At 71.0% G+C, this 19,832-nt stretch carries 18 protein-coding genes; 1 reads left to right on the top strand and 17 read right to left on the bottom strand.

All coding sequences use genetic code 11. The annotated features are described in order from the left end of the window. From CCL05_RS21750 to pyrR, 14 genes are all read right to left on the bottom strand, one after another. Positions 1 to 1,998, bottom strand: a 1,998-nt coding sequence (locus CCL05_RS21750; protein ID WP_086562160.1) for a primosomal protein N', incomplete at its 3' end; no start/stop codon positions are given. A gap of 160 nt (positions 1,999 to 2,158) precedes the next feature. After that, the gene (gene metK / locus CCL05_RS21745) at positions 2,159 to 3,367 is read right to left on the bottom strand and encodes a methionine adenosyltransferase (protein ID WP_086562159.1); all 1,209 of its coding nucleotides are present in this window, start codon (positions 3,365 to 3,367) and stop codon (positions 2,159 to 2,161) included. A gap of 237 nt (positions 3,368 to 3,604) precedes the next feature. Further along, on the bottom strand, positions 3,605 to 4,807 hold the full coding sequence (coaBC, locus tag CCL05_RS21740; protein ID WP_086562158.1) for a bifunctional phosphopantothenoylcysteine decarboxylase/phosphopantothenate--cysteine ligase CoaBC: 1,203 nt from the start codon (positions 4,805 to 4,807) through the stop codon (positions 3,605 to 3,607). Between the two features lie 114 nt (positions 4,808 to 4,921). Next, positions 4,922 to 5,194: a DNA-directed RNA polymerase subunit omega gene (gene rpoZ, locus CCL05_RS21735; protein ID WP_003988945.1), complete on the bottom strand. Its 273-nt coding sequence runs from the start codon at positions 5,192 to 5,194 to the stop codon at positions 4,922 to 4,924. A gap of 71 nt (positions 5,195 to 5,265) precedes the next feature. Further along, complete coding sequence (gene gmk / locus CCL05_RS21730) at positions 5,266 to 5,859, bottom strand: guanylate kinase (RefSeq protein WP_086562157.1); 594 nt, start codon at positions 5,857 to 5,859, stop codon at positions 5,266 to 5,268. Positions 5,860 to 5,918: 59 nt separating this feature from the next. Further along, complete coding sequence (locus tag CCL05_RS21725; protein WP_003977346.1) at positions 5,919 to 6,242, bottom strand: integration host factor; 324 nt, start codon at positions 6,240 to 6,242, stop codon at positions 5,919 to 5,921. Between the two features lie 277 nt (positions 6,243 to 6,519). Continuing rightward, positions 6,520 to 7,365 (bottom strand): orotidine-5'-phosphate decarboxylase, encoded by an 846-nt coding sequence (gene pyrF, locus CCL05_RS21720; RefSeq protein WP_086562156.1) that lies wholly within the window; start codon positions 7,363 to 7,365, stop codon positions 6,520 to 6,522. Continuing rightward, entirely contained in the window at positions 7,362 to 8,468 is a 1,107-nt protein-coding gene (locus CCL05_RS21715; RefSeq protein WP_086562155.1) for a quinone-dependent dihydroorotate dehydrogenase, read from the bottom strand. The genes pyrF and CCL05_RS21715 overlap by 4 nt, the downstream gene beginning before the upstream one ends. A 70-nt stretch (positions 8,469 to 8,538) precedes the next feature. Beyond that, a complete protein-coding gene (gene carB, locus CCL05_RS21710; protein WP_086562154.1) occupies positions 8,539 to 11,847 on the bottom strand; it encodes a carbamoyl-phosphate synthase large subunit in 3,309 nt (1,102 codons plus the stop codon). Next, a complete protein-coding gene (carA, locus tag CCL05_RS21705) occupies positions 11,840 to 12,982 on the bottom strand; it encodes a glutamine-hydrolyzing carbamoyl-phosphate synthase small subunit (RefSeq protein WP_086562153.1) in 1,143 nt (380 codons plus the stop codon). Before carA ends, carB begins: the two co-directional genes overlap by 8 nt. Further along, a complete protein-coding gene (locus CCL05_RS21700) occupies positions 12,979 to 13,548 on the bottom strand; it encodes a PH-like domain-containing protein (RefSeq protein WP_086562152.1) in 570 nt (189 codons plus the stop codon). The genes carA and CCL05_RS21700 overlap by 4 nt, the downstream gene beginning before the upstream one ends. Next, entirely contained in the window at positions 13,545 to 14,831 is a 1,287-nt protein-coding gene (locus CCL05_RS21695) for a dihydroorotase (protein WP_086562151.1), read from the bottom strand. Before CCL05_RS21695 ends, CCL05_RS21700 begins: the two co-directional genes overlap by 4 nt. Before the next feature lie 5 nt (positions 14,832 to 14,836). Further along, positions 14,837 to 15,814, bottom strand: a complete 978-nt coding sequence (locus CCL05_RS21690) for an aspartate carbamoyltransferase catalytic subunit (RefSeq protein ID WP_086562150.1) — start codon at positions 15,812 to 15,814, stop codon at positions 14,837 to 14,839. 102 nt (positions 15,815 to 15,916) lie between these two features. Continuing rightward, complete coding sequence (pyrR, locus tag CCL05_RS21685; protein WP_086562149.1) at positions 15,917 to 16,483, bottom strand: bifunctional pyr operon transcriptional regulator/uracil phosphoribosyltransferase PyrR; 567 nt, start codon at positions 16,481 to 16,483, stop codon at positions 15,917 to 15,919. Positions 16,484 to 16,749: 266 nt separating this feature from the next. Here pyrR and bldD point away from each other — a divergent pair, with 266 nt between their 5' ends. Further along, positions 16,750 to 17,253, top strand: coding sequence for a transcriptional regulator BldD (gene bldD / locus CCL05_RS21680; protein WP_086562148.1), 504 nt, complete (start codon positions 16,750 to 16,752; stop codon positions 17,251 to 17,253). A gap of 182 nt (positions 17,254 to 17,435) precedes the next feature. Here the strand turns inward: bldD and nusB are convergent, their stop codons facing one another. From nusB to CCL05_RS21665, 3 genes are read right to left on the bottom strand one after another with little or no spacing between them, the layout of a single operon-like run. Next, entirely contained in the window at positions 17,436 to 17,870 is a 435-nt protein-coding gene (gene nusB, locus CCL05_RS21675) for a transcription antitermination factor NusB (protein ID WP_086562147.1), read from the bottom strand. Between the two features lie 2 nt (positions 17,871 to 17,872). Continuing rightward, on the bottom strand, positions 17,873 to 18,439 hold the full coding sequence (gene efp / locus CCL05_RS21670; protein WP_086562146.1) for an elongation factor P: 567 nt from the start codon (positions 18,437 to 18,439) through the stop codon (positions 17,873 to 17,875). A 49-nt stretch (positions 18,440 to 18,488) separates the two neighbouring features. Next, on the bottom strand, positions 18,489 to 19,598 hold the full coding sequence (locus CCL05_RS21665) for an aminopeptidase P family protein (RefSeq protein ID WP_086562145.1): 1,110 nt from the start codon (positions 19,596 to 19,598) through the stop codon (positions 18,489 to 18,491). Positions 19,599 to 19,832: the final 234 nt, after the last annotated feature.

Raw genomic sequence — 19,832 nt, 5'->3', positions numbered from 1 at the left:
GGGCGGCGGCGCCCCCGCCCGCCGCGGTCGCCCCGCCGCGGGGACGGGCAACGGCACCGGCCCCAGCACCTCGGCCTCCGGCGGCAGTTCGGCCGCACGGAGAAACTCGGCCACCGCCTCCGCCGGTCCCGACACGGCCGCCATCCGCGACACCGGCGGAAACCCCAGCTCGGCCCGCTCGGCGAGTTCCCGTAGCGCGTGACCGACGGGGTCCCACCGTACGAGCGCCTGGACGGGCCGCAGCGTCGGCTCGGCCACGACCACCACCGTGCCGCCGGCCGGCTGCGGCCGGACGAGCGCCCCGGCCGCGATCCACCGCCGCAGCGCGTCCTCCCCGGCCCGTAGATCGGGCCGCCCGAGCATCGCCCACCCGTCCAGCAGCAGCGCCGCCGCATACCCGCCCTCGGCGACGGGCTCGGCTCCCGGCGTACTCACCACCAGCGCGGGTGCCGCCGGCACCGTGTCGAGCACGTGTTCACGACCCGAGGTCCGCACCGGCACCGCGGGGAAGGCCCGTCCGAGTTCCTCGGCGGTCCGCCGGGCGCCCACCACCGACGCGCGCAGCCGGAAGGCGCCGCACTCCGGGCAGTGCCAGCCGCTCTCCTCACGGCCGCACCACCCGCAGCACAACGCGCCGCCGTCCCGCGTCTCCAGCGGCCCGGAGCAGTGCCGGCACCGCGCGGGCGCCCGGCAGTTGGCGCACGCCATGCGCGGCACGTATCCCCGCCGGGGCACCTGCACCAGCACCGGGCCGTGCCGCAGACCCTCCCTGACCACCTGCCAGGCGAGGGTCGGCAGCCGGGCGGCCCGGGCGGCCTCGTCCCGTGCGAGGTCCCCGTCCCCGACGGTGCGGACGAGCGGGGCGGTGGCGCGCACCTGGTCACGCCCGGCGACCAGCGGGCGCGCCCATCCGCTCTCGACGAGCTGCGCGGCCTCCACCGTGCAGCCCCAGCTGCCCAGCAGGAAGCCGCACTTGTCCTGGGCGGCCCGCAGCAGCAGCACCTCCCGTGCGTGGGGCTGAGGGGCGTGCTGCTCGCTGTGGCTGTCGTCTCCGTCGTCCCAGATGGCGACCAGCCCGAGGTCCTGGACCGGTGCGAACATCGCGGCCCGGGTCCCGATCACGGCCCGGACGGAGCCCCGCCGGACCGCGAGCCACTGCGCGTACCGCTTCTCGGGTCCCGCGTCGGCGGTGAGCACCGCGTGCCGCCCCTCCCCCAGCAGGGCGGTCAGGGCGGCGTCGACCCGCGCGACCGCCCGCCCGTCGGGCAGGACCACGAGCGCCCCGCGGCCGGAGGCCAGCGCCGCCCCGACGGCCCGGGCCAGCTCCTCGCTCCACTCCGGACCGGGCAGTGCGTTCCACACGGCCCGTGGCGCACCGCCCGAGGCCAGCGACTCCAGGAAGGCCGCCCCCTGCTCGTACCGCTGCCAGGAGCCCGCCCCGGGCGCCGGGGGCGGCGGCAGCGGTGCGGGCGAGGCGCGCTGCTCGGCCCGGGCGTTGCGCGGCGGCACCGCGAGTTGCAGCACGTCGGCGAGGCTGCCCGCGTACCGGTCGGCGACCGCCCGGGCCAGCCCGAGCAGTTCCTCGCTCAGCACCCGCTCGGACGACACGACCTGGGCGAGGGCGGCCAGCGGCCCGGAGTAGTCGGACTCGGGCAGCCGCTCGACGAGGAACCCGTCGATCAGCCCGCCGCCCTCGCGCCGCCCGTCCCGCACCCGGTGCCGCCCCGCTCCGAACCGCACCCGCACCCGCACGCCGGGCTGGGCCTGCTCGTCCAGTTCCTCGGGCACGGCGTAGTCGAAGTACCGGTCGAGATGGAGCACGCCCTTGTCGACGAGCACCCGCGCGACGGGCAGCTCCTTGGCGAGCGCGGCCCCCCGCCAGGTCCGCGGCTTGGCCCGGGGCTTCTTGGCCCCCCGCACACTCTCCCGGATGAGCGCGAGCTGCTCGGGCGGCGCACCCTCCGCGCCGCCGCCCGCCTGTTCGTTCTCGCTGCTCACGCTTGCATTCTTACCAAACGCCACTGACATCCGGCGGGCCCCGAGTACCCGCCGCCCGCACAGCGGACGCACGACGAGGCCCGGCGCCCCGAAGGGTGCCGGGCCTCGCGAGGTACCGCGGCGGCGTCGGGGGCCCGCGGCCCCGCCGTCCTGTGGGGACCTACAGACCCACGGCCTTGCGCAGCGCGTCCACGCGGTCCGTCCGCTCCCAGGTGAACTCGGGAAGCTCGCGGCCGAAGTGGCCGTAGGCCGCCGTCTGGGAGTAGATCGGGCGGAGCAGGTCGAGGTCGCGGATGATGGCGGCCGGGCGGAGGTCGAAGACCTCGTCGATCGCCTTCTCGATCTTCTCCGTGTCGACCTTGGCGGTGCCGAAGGTCTCGACGAACAGACCGACCGGCTCGGCCTTGCCGATGGCGTACGCCACCTGGACCTCGCAGCGGGTGGCGAGACCCGCGGCGACCACGTTCTTGGCGACCCAGCGCATCGCGTACGCCGCGGAGCGGTCGACCTTGGACGGGTCCTTGCCCGAGAAGGCACCGCCGCCGTGACGGGCCATGCCGCCGTAGGTGTCGATGATGATCTTGCGGCCGGTCAGGCCGGCGTCACCCATCGGGCCGCCGATCTCGAAGCGGCCGGTGGGGTTGACCAGGAGGCGGTAGTTCTCCGTGTCGATCTTGATGCCCTCGTCGAGCAGCGCCTTGAGCTCCGGGTCGACGACGAACTCCTTGATGTCCGGAGCCAGGAGCGAGTCCAGGTCGATGTCGGAGGCGTGCTGCGAGGAGACCACGACGGTGTCCAGGCGGACCGCCTTGTCGCCGTCGTACTCGATGGTGACCTGCGTCTTGCCGTCCGGGCGCAGGTAGGGGATCGTGCCGTTCTTGCGCACGTCGGACAGACGCTTCGACAGGCGGTGGGCCAGGAAGATGGGCAGCGGCATCAGCGTCGGCGTCTCGTCCGTCGCGTAGCCGAACATCAGGCCCTGGTCGCCCGCGCCCTGCTTGTCGAGCTCGTCCTCGTCGCCCTCGACACGGGACTCGTACGCCGTGTCCACGCCCTGGGCGATGTCCGGGGACTGCGCGCCGATCGACACCGAGACACCGCAGGAGGCGCCGTCGAAGCCCTTCTTCGAGGAGTCGTAGCCGATTTCGAGGATCTTGCTCCGGACCAGCGTCGCGATGTCCGCGTACGTCTTGGTGGTGACCTCGCCGGCCACGTGCACCAGGCCGGTCGTGATCAAGGTCTCGACGGCGACCCGGGAGGTCGGGTCCTCGCGGAGCAGCGCGTCGAGAATGGTGTCGCTGATCTGGTCAGCGATCTTGTCGGGGTGACCCTCGGTCACGGACTCCGAGGTGAACAGACGACGGGACACAACGCTCCCTGGGGTTGCAGCGGCTGCTGGCTGATCATTGGCGGACGGCGGGGGCTGCACCCGGCGCCGTCCGTGGAACAGTTTATCGGTCACGCTTCGGCCACGGCCCCCCTGTCTCGCCACTCGGAAGTGCTGTGACCTGCGGCACGGGCATTCTGCCCAATGCCGAGCTGCGTTGGCCAGAGGCGCCACGCCCCGATCGGCCGGGTTTCACCGTGTCGCAGGGCGACTGAAACATCAGCGGAGGCGCTCGACCACCAGGTCCCACACGGTCTCGGCCAGGGCTTCCTTGGGGCCGTGCGGCACCGCGGTCTCACTGCCGTCGGTGCCGAGCACAACGGCCTCGTTCTCCTCAGAACCGAAGGTTCTGCTCTCGCCGACCTCGTTCACCACCAGCAGATCGCAGCCCTTGCGCTTCAGTTTCGCGCGGCCATTGGCGAGCACGTCGTCGGTCTCCGCCGCGAAGCCGACGATCACCTGCCCGGGGCGGGCGCGCTCGGTGGAGATCTCCGCGAGGATGTCCGGATTCCGCACCAGGGTGATCGGCTCCGGCTCCTGGCCGTCCTTCTTCTTGATCTTCCCGGCCGCGTACACCGCCGGGCGGAAGTCCGCCACCGCCGCCGCCATGACCACCGCGTCGGCGTCGGCGGAGGCCCGCAGCACCGCCTCGCGCAGCTGCACGGCGGTGCCCACAGGCACGACGTCCACGCCGGCCGGGTCGGGCAGGGCGCTGTTGGCCGCGATCAGCGTGACGCGGGCGCCGCGGGCCGCCGCGGTGCGGGCGAGGGCGTAGCCCTGCTTGCCGGAGGAGCGGTTGCCGAGGAACCGGACGGGGTCCAGGGGCTCGCGGGTGCCGCCGGCGCTGACCACGACATGCCGGCCCTTCAGGTCGGGCTCGGTCCCGCCCCGGGCCAGCACCCGGCGGCATATCTCGAAGATCTCGCCGGGGTCGGGCAGCCGGCCCTTGCCGGTGTCGACGCCGGTGAGGCGGCCCACGGCCGGTTCGATGACGCGGGCGCCGCGGCGGCGCAGCGTCGCCACGTTCTCCTGGGTGGCCGGGTGCTCCCACATCTCCGTGTGCATGGCGGGGGCGAAGACGACCGGGCAGCGGGCGGTGAGCAGGGTGTTGGTGAGGAGGTCGTCGGCGAGGCCGTGGGCCGCCTTGGCGAGCATGTCGGCGGTGGCGGGGGCGACGACGACCAGGTCGGCGTGCTGTCCGATGCGGACGTGCGGGACCTCGTGCACCTCGTCCCACACCTCGGTGGAGACCGGATTTCCGGAGAGCGCGGACCAGGTGGCGGCGCCGACGAAGTGCAGCGCGGAGGCGGTGGGGACGACGCGCACGTCATGGCCCGACTCCGTCAGCCGCCGCAGCAGCTCACAGGCCTTGTACGCGGCGATGCCGCCACTGACCCCCAGAACGACCTTCGGCTTGTCCACGTCTCTCCCCGGACCTCGGCAACCGGCCTACCGTACGACTCCATGACACACCACAGGCCCGGCAGTCGGCCTGCCGGGCCTGTGGAAAAGTCAGCGTCAAGCTGCAAATAGTACTTACTGCGCCGGGCCCTCGACGGCCTCGGACGTCAGCAGCCCCGCGTTGATCTCGCGAAGGGCGATCGAGAGCGGCTTCTCGTGGACGTGGGTGTCGACGAGAGGACCGACGTACTCGAGGAGACCCTCGCCGAGCTGCGAGTAGTACGCGTTGATCTGGCGGGCCCGCTTGGCCGCGTAGATCACGAGGCTGTACTTCGAGTCGGTGGCCTCGAGGAGCTCGTCGATCGGCGGGTTGATGATGCCCTCGGGCGCGGAGATGGAAGAGGACACGCTCTACCTTCCGATGGATGGGAAAGATTCTGTCGGGATGATCAGCGAGACCCTGGAACGATCAACGATGGTCACACCACGTCCATCAAGGCTAGCAGCTCGCGAGCCACGTCCTCGACGGAGGTGTTGACCAGGGTCGTGTCGAACTCGGGCTCGGCGGCCAGTTCGATCTTCGCCGCATCGAGCCGGCGCTCGATGACCTCGGGCGGTTCGGTGCCCCGCCCGGTGAGTCTGCGCACGAGCTCCTCCCAGGAGGGGGGAGCCAGGAACACCAGCTGGGCCTCGGGCATCGACTCCCGGACCAGCCGGGCGCCCTGGAGGTCGATCTCGAGGAGTACGGGCTCGCCCTTCTCCAGGCGCTCCTGCACGGCCGCACGCGGCGTGCCGTAGCGGTTGCCCGCGAACTCGGCCCACTCCAGCAGTTCGCCGTTGGCGATCAGCTTGTCCATCTCGTCGTCGGTGACGAAGAAGTAGTGGACTCCATGCTTCTCGCCGGGGCGGGGCTTGCGGGTCGTCGCCGACACCGAGAGCCAGACCTCGGGATGTTCCTTGCGCATATGGGCGACGACCGTGCTCTTGCCGACCCCGGAGGGGCCGGAGAGCACGGTCAGCCGCGGACGTACGTCCGGGGGCACGGGGGTGGTCCCCCGGGGTGTTGCAGCCATGCAGCGATTATCCAGCAAACCCGGAGTGCCCGGGACTCACTCCCCCTTCAGTTCCCGGTTCAGGAGCCGGTGCTGCCGAACTCACGCTCAAGGGAGGCGATCTGGTTGGAACCGAGACCCCGCACGCGGCGGCTCTCGGAGATACCGAGTCGCTCCATGATCTGCTTGGCGCGGACCTTGCCCACGCCCGGCAGGGACTCGAGGAGGGCGGAGACCTTCATCTTGCCGATGACGTCGTTCTCCTGGCCCTGCTTGATGACCTCGTGAAGAGAGGCGCCGGAGTGCTTGAGTCGATTCTTGACCTCGGCCCGCTCCCGGCGAGCCGCGGCGGCCTTTTCGAGCGCGGCTGCGCGCTGTTCAGGGGTAAGGGGCGGAAGAGCCACGCCTACGTCACCTCGGATGTCGAACTGTCGGATACGGACCGGTGAGGAACCTAGTCGCCCCACACCTGGGGAGCCACGAGCAACACGCTTGCCCGTTCACTCTCGTCGGAGACTAGCGGGCAAGTCCGCCAGAGTCAGCGAGAACAGCGGAAAAGTCCTGGTCAGCCTTCATCTGAACGGACATTTAGGACATACTGCCCCGGATTTGAGGATGTATTCAGGCTCAAGCGCACCCCGGACCACTCATCGGAGGACTCCGGAAGAGGCCGGCAGGAGGTCAGGAGGAGGTCACGGCGTCCCGGATCTCCTCCGCGAAGCGTTCCGCGGCGTCACGCAACGCGACCGCGTCGGGACCGTGGCGTAGCACTCCCCGGCTGACGTTGGGCACGACATTGCGCGCCGCCGCCCCGAAGACCCGGGGAAGATCGGCCGGCGTCGCCCCCTGGGCACCGATGCCGGGCGCGAGGAGCGGGCCGTTGATGTCCAGGTCGTACGCCGACAGATCGCCGAGGGTCGCGCCGACGACCGCGCCGAAGGACCCCAGGGGCTCCTCCCCCGCGTTCTCGGCGGCCAGGTGCGCGAGCATGGTCGCTCCGACGCTGCGGCCGTCGGAGCGCACGGCGTGCTGGACCTCGCCGCCCTCCGGGTTGGAGGTCAGCGCCAGCACGAACAGCCCGGCCCCGCTCTCCCGGGCCAGCGCGACGGCCGGGCTGAGCGAGCCGTAGCCCAGGTAGGGCGAGACGGTCAGCGCGTCGGAGAACAGCGGGGCGTCCTTGTGCAGGAAGGACTCGGCGTACGCGGCCATGGTCGAGCCGATGTCGCCGCGCTTGGCGTCCATCACGACGAGCGCACCCGCCGCCCGCGCCTCGGCGACCGACGTCTCCAGGACGGCGACGCCGCGCGAGCCGAACCGCTCGAAGAACGCGCTCTGCGGCTTGAGCACGGCGACCCGGTCGGCCACCGCCTCGACGACCGTGCGGCTGAACCGCTCCAGGCCCGTCACGTCGTCGTTGAGGCCCCACTCGGCGAGCAGGGAGGCGTGCGGGTCGATGCCGACGCAGAGCGGGCCGCGCTCGTCCATGGCGCGGCGCAGCCGGGCGCCGAAGGGTTCGAGACCACTCATGCCGTCTTCCTCACGTCGGCGCCCACCGCGTCGGCGAGCGTGGCGTACGGGCTGGTGCGCAGGCGCGCGGCGAGTCCCTTGTGGATGGTGCGGGCGTAGAAGGGCCCCTCGTAGATGAAGCCGCTGTAGCCCTGGACCAGCGTGGCACCGGCCAGGATGCGCTGCCAGGCGTCCTCGGCGTTCTCGACGCCCCCGACGCCCACCAGGGTGATGCGGTCGCCCACGCGCGCGTAGAGGCGGCGCAGGACCTCCAGGGAGCGTTCTTTCAGGGGCGCCCCGGACAGGCCGCCGGTCTCCTTGACCAGGGCGGGGCCGGACACCAGCCCGAGTCCCTCGCGCGCGATGGTGGTGTTCGTGGCGATGATCCCGTCCAGGCCGAGTTCCACGGCGAGGTCGGCGACGGCGTCGATGTCCTCGTCGGCGAGGTCCGGTGCGATCTTGACCAGGAGCGGGACGCGTCGCGCGGCCACCGTGCGGTCCGCGGCCTCGCGGACGGCGCTCAGCAGGGGACGCAGCGCCTGGGTGGCCTGGAGGTTGCGCAGACCCGGCGTGTTCGGGGAGGAGACGTTGACCACGAGGTAGTCGGCGTAGGGCGCGAGCCGCTCAGCGGACTTCACGTAGTCCGCGGCGGCCTCCTCCTCGGGTACGACCTTGGTCTTGCCGATGTTGACGCCGACGACGGTTTTGAAGACGGGCGTCCGGGAGGCCAGGCGGGCGGCGACGCGGAGCGATCCGTCGTTGTTGAAGCCCATGCGGTTGATCAGCGCCCGGTCCTTGACCAGGCGGAACAGCCGCTGCTTGGGGTTGCCGGGCTGCGGCTCGCCGGTGACCGTGCCGATCTCGACGTGGTCGAAGCCGAGCATGGCCATGCCGTCGATGCCGACGGCGTTCTTGTCGAAGCCCGCGGCGAGCCCGAAGGGGCCGTGCATGCGCAGCCCGAACGCCTCCGTGCGCAGTTCCTTGTGGCGGGGCGCGAGGGCCGCGGCGAGGAAGGTGCGCAGCACGGGCACGCGGGCGGCCAGGCGGATCCAGCGGAAGGCCAGGTGGTGGGCCTGCTCCGGGTCCATCCGCTTGAAGAGCAGACTGAAGAAGATCTTGTACATGGTGTCCTCACGAAGACATGGCGTCCTCACGAAGAGGGGGACACCGTTTCCGGTGTCCCCCTCGGGGCTGCTAGTCGCGGGCCGCGGTCAGGTGTTCCGCGTGTTCCTGGAGCGATCGGACGCCCACGTCGCCGCGGTTGAGGGCGTCGATGCCCTGGACCGCCGCCGCGAGCGCCTGGACCGTCGTCAGGCAGGGCACGGAGCGTGCCACGGCCGCCGTGCGGATGTCGTAGCCGTCGAGGCGGCCACCGGTGCCGTACGGGGTGTTGACGATGAGGTCGACCTCGCCGTCGTGGATGAGCTGGACGATGGTCTTCTCGCCGTTCGGGCCGGTGCCCTCGGACTGCTTGCGCACGATGGTGGCGTTGATGCCGTTGCGCTTGAGGACCTCGGCCGTGCCGGAGGTGGCGAGCAGCTCGAAGCCGTGCGCGACCAGCTCCCGCGCCGGGAAGATCATCGAGCGCTTGTCGCGGTTGGCGACCGAGATGAACGCCCGGCCCTTGGTGGGCAGCGGGCCGTAGGCGCCCGCCTGCGACTTGGCGTACGCCGTGCCGAAGACGGAGTCGATGCCCATGACCTCGCCGGTGGAGCGCATCTCCGGGCCGAGGACCGTGTCGACGCCGCGGCCGTGGATGTCGCGGAAGCGCGACCACGGCATGACGGCCTCCTTGACGGAGATCGGCGCGTCGAAGGGCAGCTCGCCGCCGTCGCCGGTGGCCGGGAGCAGGCCCTCGGCGCGCAGTTCGGCGATGGTCGCGCCCAGGGAGATCCGGGCGGCGGCCTTCGCCAGCGGCACCGCGGTCGCCTTCGAGGTGAAGGGGACGGTGCGCGAGGCGCGCGGATTGGCCTCCAGGACGTAGAGGATGTCGCCCGCCAGCGCGAACTGGATGTTGATCAGGCCGCGCACCCCGACGCCCTTGGCGATGCCCTCCGTGGAGGCGCGCAGGCGCTTGATGTCGAAGCCGCCGAGCGTGATCGGGGGCAGGGCGCACGCCGAGTCGCCGGAGTGGATGCCGGCCTCCTCGATGTGCTCCATGACGCCGCCGAGGTACAGCTCCTGACCGTCGTAGAGCGCGTCGACGTCGATCTCGATCGCGTCGTCCAGGAACCGGTCGACCAGGACCGGACGGGACGGGCTGATCTCCGTCGACTCGGCGATGTACGCCTCCAGGCGGGTCTCGTCGTAGACGATCTCCATGCCGCGCCCGCCGAGGACGTACGAGGGACGCACCAGGACCGGGTAGCCGATCTCGTCGGCGATGGCCTTGGCCTCGGCGAAGGTGGTGGCCGTGCCGTGCTTGGGGGCCGGGAGGCCGGCCTCCTTCAGGACCCGGCCGAAGGCGCCTCGGTCCTCGGCGGCGTGGATGGCCTCCGGGGAGGTGCCGACGATCGGCACTCCGTTGTCCTTCAGCGCCTGCGACAGGCCCAGCGGGGTCTGGCCGCCGAGCTGGACGACGACGCCCGCGACCGGGCCGGCCTGCTGCTCGGCGTGGACGATCTCCAGCACGTCCTCGAGCGTCAGCGGCTCGAAGTACAGGCGGTCGGAGGTGTCGTAGTCCGTGGAGACGGTCTCGGGGTTGCAGTTGACCATCACCGTCTCGTAGCCCGCGTCGCTCAGCGCGAAGGAGGCGTGGACGCAGGAGTAGTCGAACTCGATGCCCTGGCCGATGCGGTTCGGGCCGGAGCCCAGGATGATGACGGCCGGCTTCTCGCGGGGCGCGACCTCGGTCTCCTCGTCGTAGGAGGAGTAGAAGTACGGCGTCTTGGCGGCGAACTCGGCGGCGCAGGTGTCGACCGTCTTGTAGACCGGGCGGACGCCGAGCGCGTGCCGGACCTCGCGGACGACGTCCTCGCGCAGGCCGCGGATCTCGCCGATCTGCGTGTCGGAGAAGCCGTGCCGCTTGGCCTCGGCGAGCAGGCCGGGCGTGAGCTCGGGCGCCTCGGCCAGCTCGTCCGCGATCTCCTTGATCAGGAAGAGCTGATCGACGAACCAGGGGTCGATCTTCGTGTACTCGAAGACCTCCTCGGGCGTGGCGCCCGCGCGGATGGCCTGCATGACCGCGTTGATCCGGCCGTCGGTGGGGCGGACCGCCTCACGGAGCAGCTCGTCCTTGTCGCCGGGGTCGCCGACGAAGGTGAACTGGCTGCCCTTCTTCTCCAGCGAGCGCAGGGCCTTCTGGAAGGCCTCGGTGAAGTTGCGGCCGATGGCCATGGCCTCGCCGACCGACTTCATGGTGGTGGTGAGGGTGGAGTCCGCGCTCGGGAACTTCTCGAAGGCGAAGCGCGGGGCCTTCACGACCACGTAGTCGAGCGTCGGCTCGAAGGAGGCCGGGGTCTCCTGCGTGATGTCGTTCGGGATCTCGTCCAGCGTGTAGCCGACGGCGAGCTTGGCGGCGATCTTGGCGATCGGGAAGCCGGTGGCCTTGGAGGCGAGCGCCGAGGAGCGCGACACGCGCGGGTTCATCTCGATGACGATGACCCGGCCGTCCTCGGGGTTCACGGCGAACTGGATGTTGCAGCCGCCGGTGTCGACGCCGACCTCGCGGATCACGGCGATGCCGATGTCGCGGAGCGTCTGGTACTCGCGGTCGGTGAGCGTCATCGCCGGGGCGACGGTGATGGAGTCGCCGGTGTGCACGCCCATGGGGTCGAAGTTCTCGATGGAGCAGACGACCACGACGTTGTCGTGCTTGTCGCGCATCAGCTCCAGCTCGTACTCCTTCCAGCCGAGGATGGACTCCTCCAGGAGCACCTCGGTGGTCGGGGAGAGCGTGAGGCCCTGGCCGGCGATGCGGCGCAGTTCCTCCTCGTCGTGGGCGAAGCCGGAACCGGCGCCGCCCATGGTGAAGGACGGACGGACGACGACCGGGTAGCCGCCGAGCTCCTCGACGCCCCTGAGGACGTCGTCCATGGAGTGGCAGATGTAGGACCGGGCGGACTCGCCGTGGCCGATCTTCTTGCGGACCTCCTCCACGACCTCCTTGAACTGGTCGCGGTCCTCGCCCTTGTGGATCGCCTCGACGTTGGCGCCGATCAGCTCGACGCCGTACTTGTCGAGCGTCCCCGACTCGTGCAGCGAGATCGCGGTGTTGAGGGCCGTCTGGCCGCCCAGGGTGGGCAGCAGCGCGTCCGGGCGCTCCTTGGCGATGATCTTCTCGACGAACTCGGGGGTGATGGGCTCGACGTAGGTGGCGTCGGCGATCTCCGGGTCGGTCATGATCGTCGCAGGGTTGGAGTTCACCAGGACGACCCGCAGGCCCTCGGCCTTCAGGACGCGGCACGCCTGGGTGCCGGAGTAGTCGAACTCGGCGGCCTGGCCGATGACGATCGGGCCGGAGCCGATGACCAGGACGGACTGGATATCGGTGCGCTTAGGCACGCTGGCCCTCCATCAGGGAAACGAAGCGGTCGAACAGGTAGGCGGCGTCGTGCGGGCCGGCTGCCGCTTCGGGGTGGTACTGGACACTGAAGGCGGGGCGGTCGAGGAGCTGGAGCCCTTCCACCACGTTGTCGTTCAGGCAGACGTGGGACACCTCGGCGCGGCCGAACGGGGTCTCGGAGACCTTCTCGAGCGGGGCGTCGACGGCGAAGCCGTGGTTGTGCGCGGTGACCTCGACCTTGCCGGTCGTGCGGTCCTGCACGGGCTGGTTGATGCCGCGGTGGCCGTACTTCAGCTTGTAGGTGCCGAAGCCGAGCGCGCGGCCCAGGATCTGGTTGCCGAAGCAGATGCCGAACAGCGGCGTGCCGCGCTCCAGGACGCCCTGCATCACGGAGACGGGGTGGTCGGCGGTGGCGGGGTCGCCGGGGCCGTTGGAGAAGAACACGCCGTCCGGGTTCACCGCGTAGACGTCCTCGACGGTCGCGGTCGCCGGGAGCACGTGCACCTCGATGCCGCGCTCGGCCATGCGGTGCGGGGTCATGCCCTTGATGCCGAGGTCGACGGCGGCGACGGTGAACTTCTTCTCGCCGATCGCCGGGACGACGTACGGCTCGGTGGTGGCGACCTCGGCGGAGAGGTTCGCGCCCTTCATCTGCGGGGCTTCCTGCACGCGCGCGAGGAGTGCGCTGTCGTCCTTGACCGCGTCGCCGCTGAAGATGCCGACACGCATGGCGCCGCGCTCGCGCAGGTGGCGCGTGAGGGCGCGGGTGTCGATGCCGGAGATGCCGACGACGCCCTGCGCCGCCAGCTCCTCGTCCAGCGAGCGCCGCGAGCGCCAGTTGGACGGCACGCGCGCGGGGTCGCGCACGACGTACCCGGAGACCCAGATGCGCTTGGACTCGGGGTCCTCGTCGTTGACGCCGGTGTTGCCGACGTGCGGGGCGGTCATCACCACGACCTGGCGGTGGTACGAGGGGTCGGTGAGGGTCTCCTGGTAGCCGGTCATGCCGGTGGAGAACACCGCTTCGCCGAAGGTCTCCCCCACGGCCCCGTAGGCACGGCCGCGGAAGACCCGGCCGTCCTCCAGGACGAGTACGGCGGGAGTTTTGGCGGCTCCCCTGGTGGAGGTGGTCATCGTTCGGCGCCTTCCCTGCTGTTCGTTTCGATCATGGAGTTGATGGTGTCGACCCACTCGTTGTGCTCGGCCGCGTGGTCGGAGCGGAAGCCGGAGTCGATCAGCCGGTCGCCGTGCTCCCAGGTGACGACGAGCAGGCCGCCCTCGGTGAGCACCTTGCCGGCGATGCCCTTGTCGAGCCGGGCCTCGCGCAGCTGTGCGGCCGGGACGAAGAAGTCGCTCGCCCCGGGGCGTACGACGTCCAGTCCGGCGTCCGTCAGCGTCAGCTCGGCGCGGCTGCGGGTGCCCAGGCCGTGCGCGACGATGCGGTCGAGCCACTGCCCGGCCGTGGTGGAGCCGTGGTAGCGGCCGCTCATCGTCAGGCGCTCGGGGCCCGTCTCGTCCGGGGTGACGGGCAACTCGGGCAGGTCGCCCTGGAGGGTGCCGCGCCACTTCCAGCCCTCGCGCATCAGCCAGTAGACGAGCGCGACGAACAGGGCGAGGCCGACGACCCAGCCGATGCGGGCGGCCCACTCGGTCACTTGCGCCGATTCCTTCTCGGCGGCCAGCAGCAGTACAGGTGTCACGTGAGCTTCCCGTCGACGAGCGTGGCCTTGCCCCGCAGCCACGTGTGCGTCACACGGCCCGGCAGCTCACGCCCCTCGTAGGGGGTGTTGCGGCTGCGCGAGGCGAAGCCCGCGGGTTCCACGAGCCCACGGTATGCCGTGTCGACCAGGGTGAGGTTGGCGGGCTCACCTGCCGAGACGGGACGGCCGTGGCCCGTGGCCTGTCCGATCTGCGCGGGCTTGACGGACATCCGGTCGGCGACGCCGGCCCAGTCCAGCAGACCCGTGTCGACCATGGTCTCCTGCACCACTGACAACGCGGTCTCCAGGCCGACCATGCCCATGGCGGCCGCGGCCCACTCGCAGTCCTTGTCCTCGTGCGGATGCGGGGCGTGGTCGGTGGCGACGATGTCGATCGTGCCGTCTGCGAGCGCCTCGCGCAGGGCCATCACGTCGCGCTCGGTGCGCAGCGGCGGGTTGACCTTGTAGACGGGGTTGTACGTGCGGACCAGCTCGTCGGTGAGGAGCAGGTGGTGCGGGGTGACCTCGGCGGTGACGGCGATGCCGCGGGACTTGGCCCAGCGGACGATCTCGACGGACCCGGCGGTCGACAGGTGGCAGATGTGGACGCGGGAGCCGACGTGCTCGGCGAGCAGGACATCCCGGGCGATGATCGATTCTTCGGCCACCGCGGGCCAGCCGCCGAGCCCCAGCTCGGCGGAGACCACGCCCTCGTTCATCTCGGCGCCCTCGGTCAGCCGCGGCTCCTGCGCGTGCTGCGCGACGACACCGCCGAAGGCCTTCACGTACTCCAGGGCCCGCCGCATGATCACTGCGTCGTGGACGCACTTGCCGTCGTCGGAGAAGACGGTGACCCCGGCGGCCGACTCGTACATGGCGCCCAGCTCGGCGAGCTTGCGGCCCTCCAGTCCGACGGTGACGGCACCGATGGGCTGGACGTCGCAGTAGCCGTGCTCCTTGCCGAGCCGCCAGACCTGCTCGACGACACCGGCGGTGTCGGCGACCGGGAAGGTGTTGGCCATGGCGAACACGGTGGTGTAGCCGCCGGAGGCCGCGGCGCGCGTACCGGTCAGGACGGTCTCGGAGTCCTCACGGCCCGGCTCGCGCAGATGCGTGTGCAGGTCGACCAGGCCCGGCAGCAGCACCTTGCCCTCGGCCTCGACGACCTCGGCGCCCTCGGCGCTGAGACCGGCGCCCACCTCGGCGATGGTCCCGCCGTCGATCAGCACATCCTGCGGCTCGCCGCCGAGCACCTTCGCACCACGGATCAGGATCTTGCTCATCTGTCTTACTTCTCCTCGGTACGGGGGTGGGTGACGGCGGGCTCGTTGCCACCGAGCAGCAGGTACAGAACGGCCATCCGGATGGACACCCCGTTCGCCACCTGCTCGACGACGGTGCAGCGGTCGGAGTCGGCGACCTCGGCGGTGATCTCCATGCCGCGGACCATCGGGCCGGGGTGCATCACGACGGCGTGCTCGGGCATCCGCGCCATGCGGTCGCCGTCGAGGCCGTAGCGGCGGGAGTACTCGCGCTCGGTCGGGAAGAAGGCGGCGTTCATGCGCTCTCGCTGCACGCGCAGCATCATCACCGCGTCGGACTTGGGCAGCGTGCTGTCGAGGTCGTACGACACCTCGCAGGGCCAGGTCTCGATGCCGACCGGCAGCAGGGTCGGCGGGGCGACGAGGGTGACCTCGGCGCCGAGGGTGTGCAGCAGGTCGACGTTGGAGCGGGCGACCCTGCTGTGCAGGACGTCACCGACGATCGTGATGCGCTTGCCGTCGAGGTCCTGGCCGATCCCGGCGTCCGGGCCGATCAGGCGGCGGCGCATGGTGAAGGCGTCCAGCAGGGCCTGGGTGGGGTGCTGATGGGTGCCGTCGCCGGCGTTGACGACGACCGCGTCGATCCAGCCGGAGTTCGCCAGCCGGTACGGGGCTCCCGAGGCGCCGTGCCGTATGACGACGGCGTCGACGCCCATGGCTTCCAGCGTCTGGGCCGTGTCCTTCAGGGACTCGCCCTTGGAGACGCTCGACCCCTTGGCGGAGAAGTTGATGACGTCCGCGGAGAGGCGCTTCTCGGCGGCCTCGAAGGAGATCCGGGTCCGGGTGGAGTCCTCGAAGAAGAGGTTGACGATCGTGCGGCCGCGCAGGGTCGGCAGCTTCTTGATCGGCCGGTCGGCGACCCGGGCCATCTCCTCGGCGGTGTCGAGGATCAGGACGGCGTCGTCGCGGGTGAGGTCGGCGGCCGAGATGAGATGACGCTGCATCTGTCAGGCTCCGTAAGGCAGTTCAAACGGGAGAATCGGGGCAGACGGGCGCGCGAGGGCGCGCACTGAGCCGGCGCACGACAGGGGCGTACGCCTGAAGCGCTACTGGGCGGCCGGCTTGGCACCGAGCAGCACGGTGTCGCGACCGTCCTCCTCGGCGAGCTGGACCTTGACCGTCTCCCGCAACGACGTGGGGAGGTTCTTGCCGACGTAGTCGGCGCGGATGGGCAGTTCGCGGTGACCGCGGTCGACGAGGACGGCGAGCTGCACCGCGCGCGGGCGCCCGATGTCGTTCATGGCGTCGAGGGCGGCGCGGATGGTGCGGCCGGAGAAGAGGACGTCGTCGACGAGGACGACCAGCCTGCCGTCGATGCCGTCACCGGGGATCTCGGTGCGGGCCAGCGCACGCGGCGGGTGCATGCGCAGGTCGTCGCGGTACATGGTGATGTCGAGCGAGCCGCACGGAACCTTGCGCTCGGTGATCTGCTCGAGCTTGTCGGCGATCCGCCGGGCGAGGAAGACGCCCCGGGTCGGAATGCCGAGGAGCACCACGTCGTCGGCGCCTTTGGCGCGTTCGACGATCTCGTGGGCGATGCGGGTCAGTACCCGCGCGATGTCGGGCCCTTCGAGAACGGGCCGGGCATCGGACTGCGAGTCGTGCGTGTCCATACGAAACGGACCTCCTTCTCCGCCTCACGGGACGGACCTTAAAGGACGTCGGGATTGCGCCATCCACGGTAGCAGGCCCTCGCCGTCGCCCGGACGGCCCCCTCGGATCACCCACTCGGCCCAACGGAGTGCCGATACCACGGAAGCGTCGGTGCGGACCATTCGGCTTGACGCGGCAGAGTAACGCTGCGTAACCTCACAGTGAGTTACCAGCCGCGCGGCCTGGCACCCACGCCAGACGCGTCGACACAGTGCCGGGGAGCTATATGTCCAGCGAATACGCCAAACAGCTCGGGGCCAAGCTCCGGGCGATCCGCACCCAGCAGGGCCTTTCCCTCCACGGTGTCGAGGAGAAGTCCCAGGGACGCTGGAAGGCGGTCGTGGTCGGTTCGTACGAGCGCGGCGACCGTGCCGTGACCGTGCAGCGCCTCGCCGAGCTGGCGGACTTCTACGGCGTTCCGGTGCAGGAGCTGCTCCCGGGCACGACCCCGGGCGGCGCCGCCGAGCCGCCGCCGAAGCTGGTCCTGGACCTGGAGCGCCTGGCCACGGTGCCGGCCGAGAAGGCGGGCCCTCTTCAGCGCTACGCGGCCACGATCCAGTCGCAGCGCGGTGACTACAACGGCAAGGTCCTCTCGATCCGCCAGGACGACCTGCGCACACTCGCCGTCATCTACGACCAGTCGCCCTCGGTCCTCACCGAGCAGCTGATCAGCTGGGGTGTACTGGACGCGGACGCGCGCCGCGCCGTGGCGGCCCACGAGGAGGGCTGACCGCTCCCCGCAGCAGCCGAGGGGTCAGCAGAAACGTGCCGCCGGGGTGGCCGAAACCATATGGGTTTCGGCCACCCCGGCGCCGTTGTGAGGGCCTGGCAGCCCTCGACGGCAGGGGAACGCCGGAGGGCCCGCGGCAGTCACGCTGCTGCGGGCCCTCCGGCGTTCTGTCTGTCTGTCTCTCAGACCTCGTCGCGGCGGAGCGAGGGCTTGAGCTCCTTCAGCCGTCCGAGCAGGCCGTTCACGAACGAGGGCGACTCGTCCGTGGAGAACTCCTTCGCCAGCTGCACCATCTCGTCGAGGACGACGGCGTCCGGGGTCTCGTCGACCCAGATCAGCTCATAGGCGCCGAGCCGCAGAATGTTGCGGTCGACGACCGGCATCCGGTCGAGCGTCCAGCCGACCGAGTACTGGGCGATGAGCTCGTCGATGCGCTTCGCGTGCTGCGCGTAGCCCTCGACCAGCTCCATCGTGTACTCGCTCACCGGCGGCTGCCGGGTGTCGGTCCGGGAGAGCCGGACCCAGTCGGCGAGGACCGTGAGGACCTCGGCGCCGCGCTGGTCGCCCTCGAAGAGGATCTGGAAGGCGCGCTTGCGGGCCGTGTTGCGGGCAGCCACGGTTAGCTGTTCACCCGGCCGAGGTAGTCGCTGGTGCGGGTGTCGACCTTGATCTTCTCACCGGTGGTGATGAAGAGCGGGACCTGGATCTGGTGGCCGGTCTCCAGCGTGGCGGGCTTGGTGCCGCCGGTGGAGCGGTCGCCCTGGACGCCCGGCTCGGTCTCCTGGACGGTCAGCTCGACGGCGGCCGGCAGCTCGACGAAGAGCACCTCGCCCTCGTGCTGGGCGACCGTGGCCGTGAAGCCCTCGACGAGGAAGTTGGCGGCGTCGGCGACGGCCTTGCGGTCGACCATGAGCTGGTCGTAGGTCTCCATGTCCATGAAGACGAAGTACTCGCCGTCCATGTAGGAGAACTGCATGTCCCGCTTGTCGACGGTGGCCGTTTCGACCTTGACGCCGGCGTTGAAGGTCTTGTCGACGACCTTGCCGGAGAGCACGTTCTTGAGCTTGGTGCGCACGAAGGCCGGGCCCTTGCCGGGCTTGACGTGCTGGAACTCGACGACGGACCAGAGCTGGCCGCCTTCGAGCTTGAGCACCATGCCGTTCTTGAGGTCGTTCGTGGAAGCCACGGTTGCGGAATCTCCTGGACTGACGTACGACCCCGGGGCACGCACCTGCCTACAGGGCGAGCAGCTCCTTGGTCGTGATGGTGAGTAGCTCGGGTCCGCCATCCGCCTCTGGGCGGACGACGAGCGTGTCATCGATCCGGACACCGCCCCGGCCCGGGAGGTGGACCCCAGGCTCGACGGTGACCGGCACGCAAGCGTCCAGTTTACCCATGGCCGCAGGACTCAATTGAGGGTCCTCGTCGATTTCGAGCCCGACCCCGTGTCCGGTGAGCGCCGTGAGGCCCTCGGTGTACCCCGCGGAGTCCACGACCTGGCGGGCGGCACGGTCGACGTCCCGGCAGGCGGCGCCGGGTACCAGGCTCTCACGTCCCGCGCGCTGCGCCGCGAAGACCAGGTCGTACAGCTCGACCTGCCAGTCCGCGGGGGCGGTGCCGATGACGAACGTACGGCCGATCTCGCAGCGGTAGCCGCGGTAGGTCGCGCCCAGGCAGACCGAGAGGAAGTCGCCCTCCTCGACGCGCCGGTCGGTGGGCCGGTGCCCGGGACGTCCGGCGTTCGGCCCCGTGGCGACGGAGGTGGGGAAGGCCGGGCCGTCGGCCCCGTGATCCACGAGGCGCCTTTCGAGCTCCAGGGCGAGATGGCGCTCCGTCCGCCCGACGAGGATGGACTCCAGGAGTTCGCCGAGGGCCTGGTCGGCGATCTCTGCGCCGATGCGGAGGCAGGAGATCTCCTCCTCGTCCTTGACGACCCTGAGCTGCTCGACGGCACCGCCGAGGTTGGCCAGGCGCAGCCGGGGGGCGACCGAGCCGAGGGCCCGGTGCCGGGCCACGGTGAGGTGGTGCTCCTCCACGGCGAGGGAGTCGGCGCCCTGGCGCGCGGCCAGGCCGGCGGCCGCGACGGCCGGGTCGCCGCCGCCGGCACCGGGCAGGGTCTGTACGCGCAGGGCCTCGTCGGGGCGCTCCTGTGTGGGGCGGTCGGCCATCGGGCCGGCACACACCAGGAGGTCCTCGGTCTTGCCCAGCAGGAGAACGGCGCCGTGCGGGGCCGCGCCCGCGAGATAGCGCACATTGGCGGGGCGGGAGACCAGCGCCGCCGCGCTGCCGCCCGCGTTGCAGTATTCCCTCAGACGCGTCCGGCGGGCCGCGTACACCTCTGACATGACCCGAGCCTACGAGCGCCGGGGGGATGCCGCCGGTCGGGAGGGCCGAGTGGGGGTTGTCCGCGAGGCCTGCGCCTTCTCGATGAGGGTGGGTCGGGGACGTGTCGGGGGGTGCGGGCGCGTCTCGGCTGAGCTGTCGCAGGCCGCCGCTGCGGGCAGTCGTGCCTCCCCCAGTGCCTTAAGGGCCTGGGAGGTACCCCCAGGGCGGCACGGGTGGGCGCAGCAGCACCCCGT

The organism is Streptomyces africanus, from assembly GCF_002150735.1.
Taxonomy (GTDB): Bacteria; Actinomycetota; Actinomycetes; order Streptomycetales; family Streptomycetaceae; genus Streptomyces; species Streptomyces africanus.
This window is presented reverse-complemented; position numbering and strand designations above follow the sequence as displayed.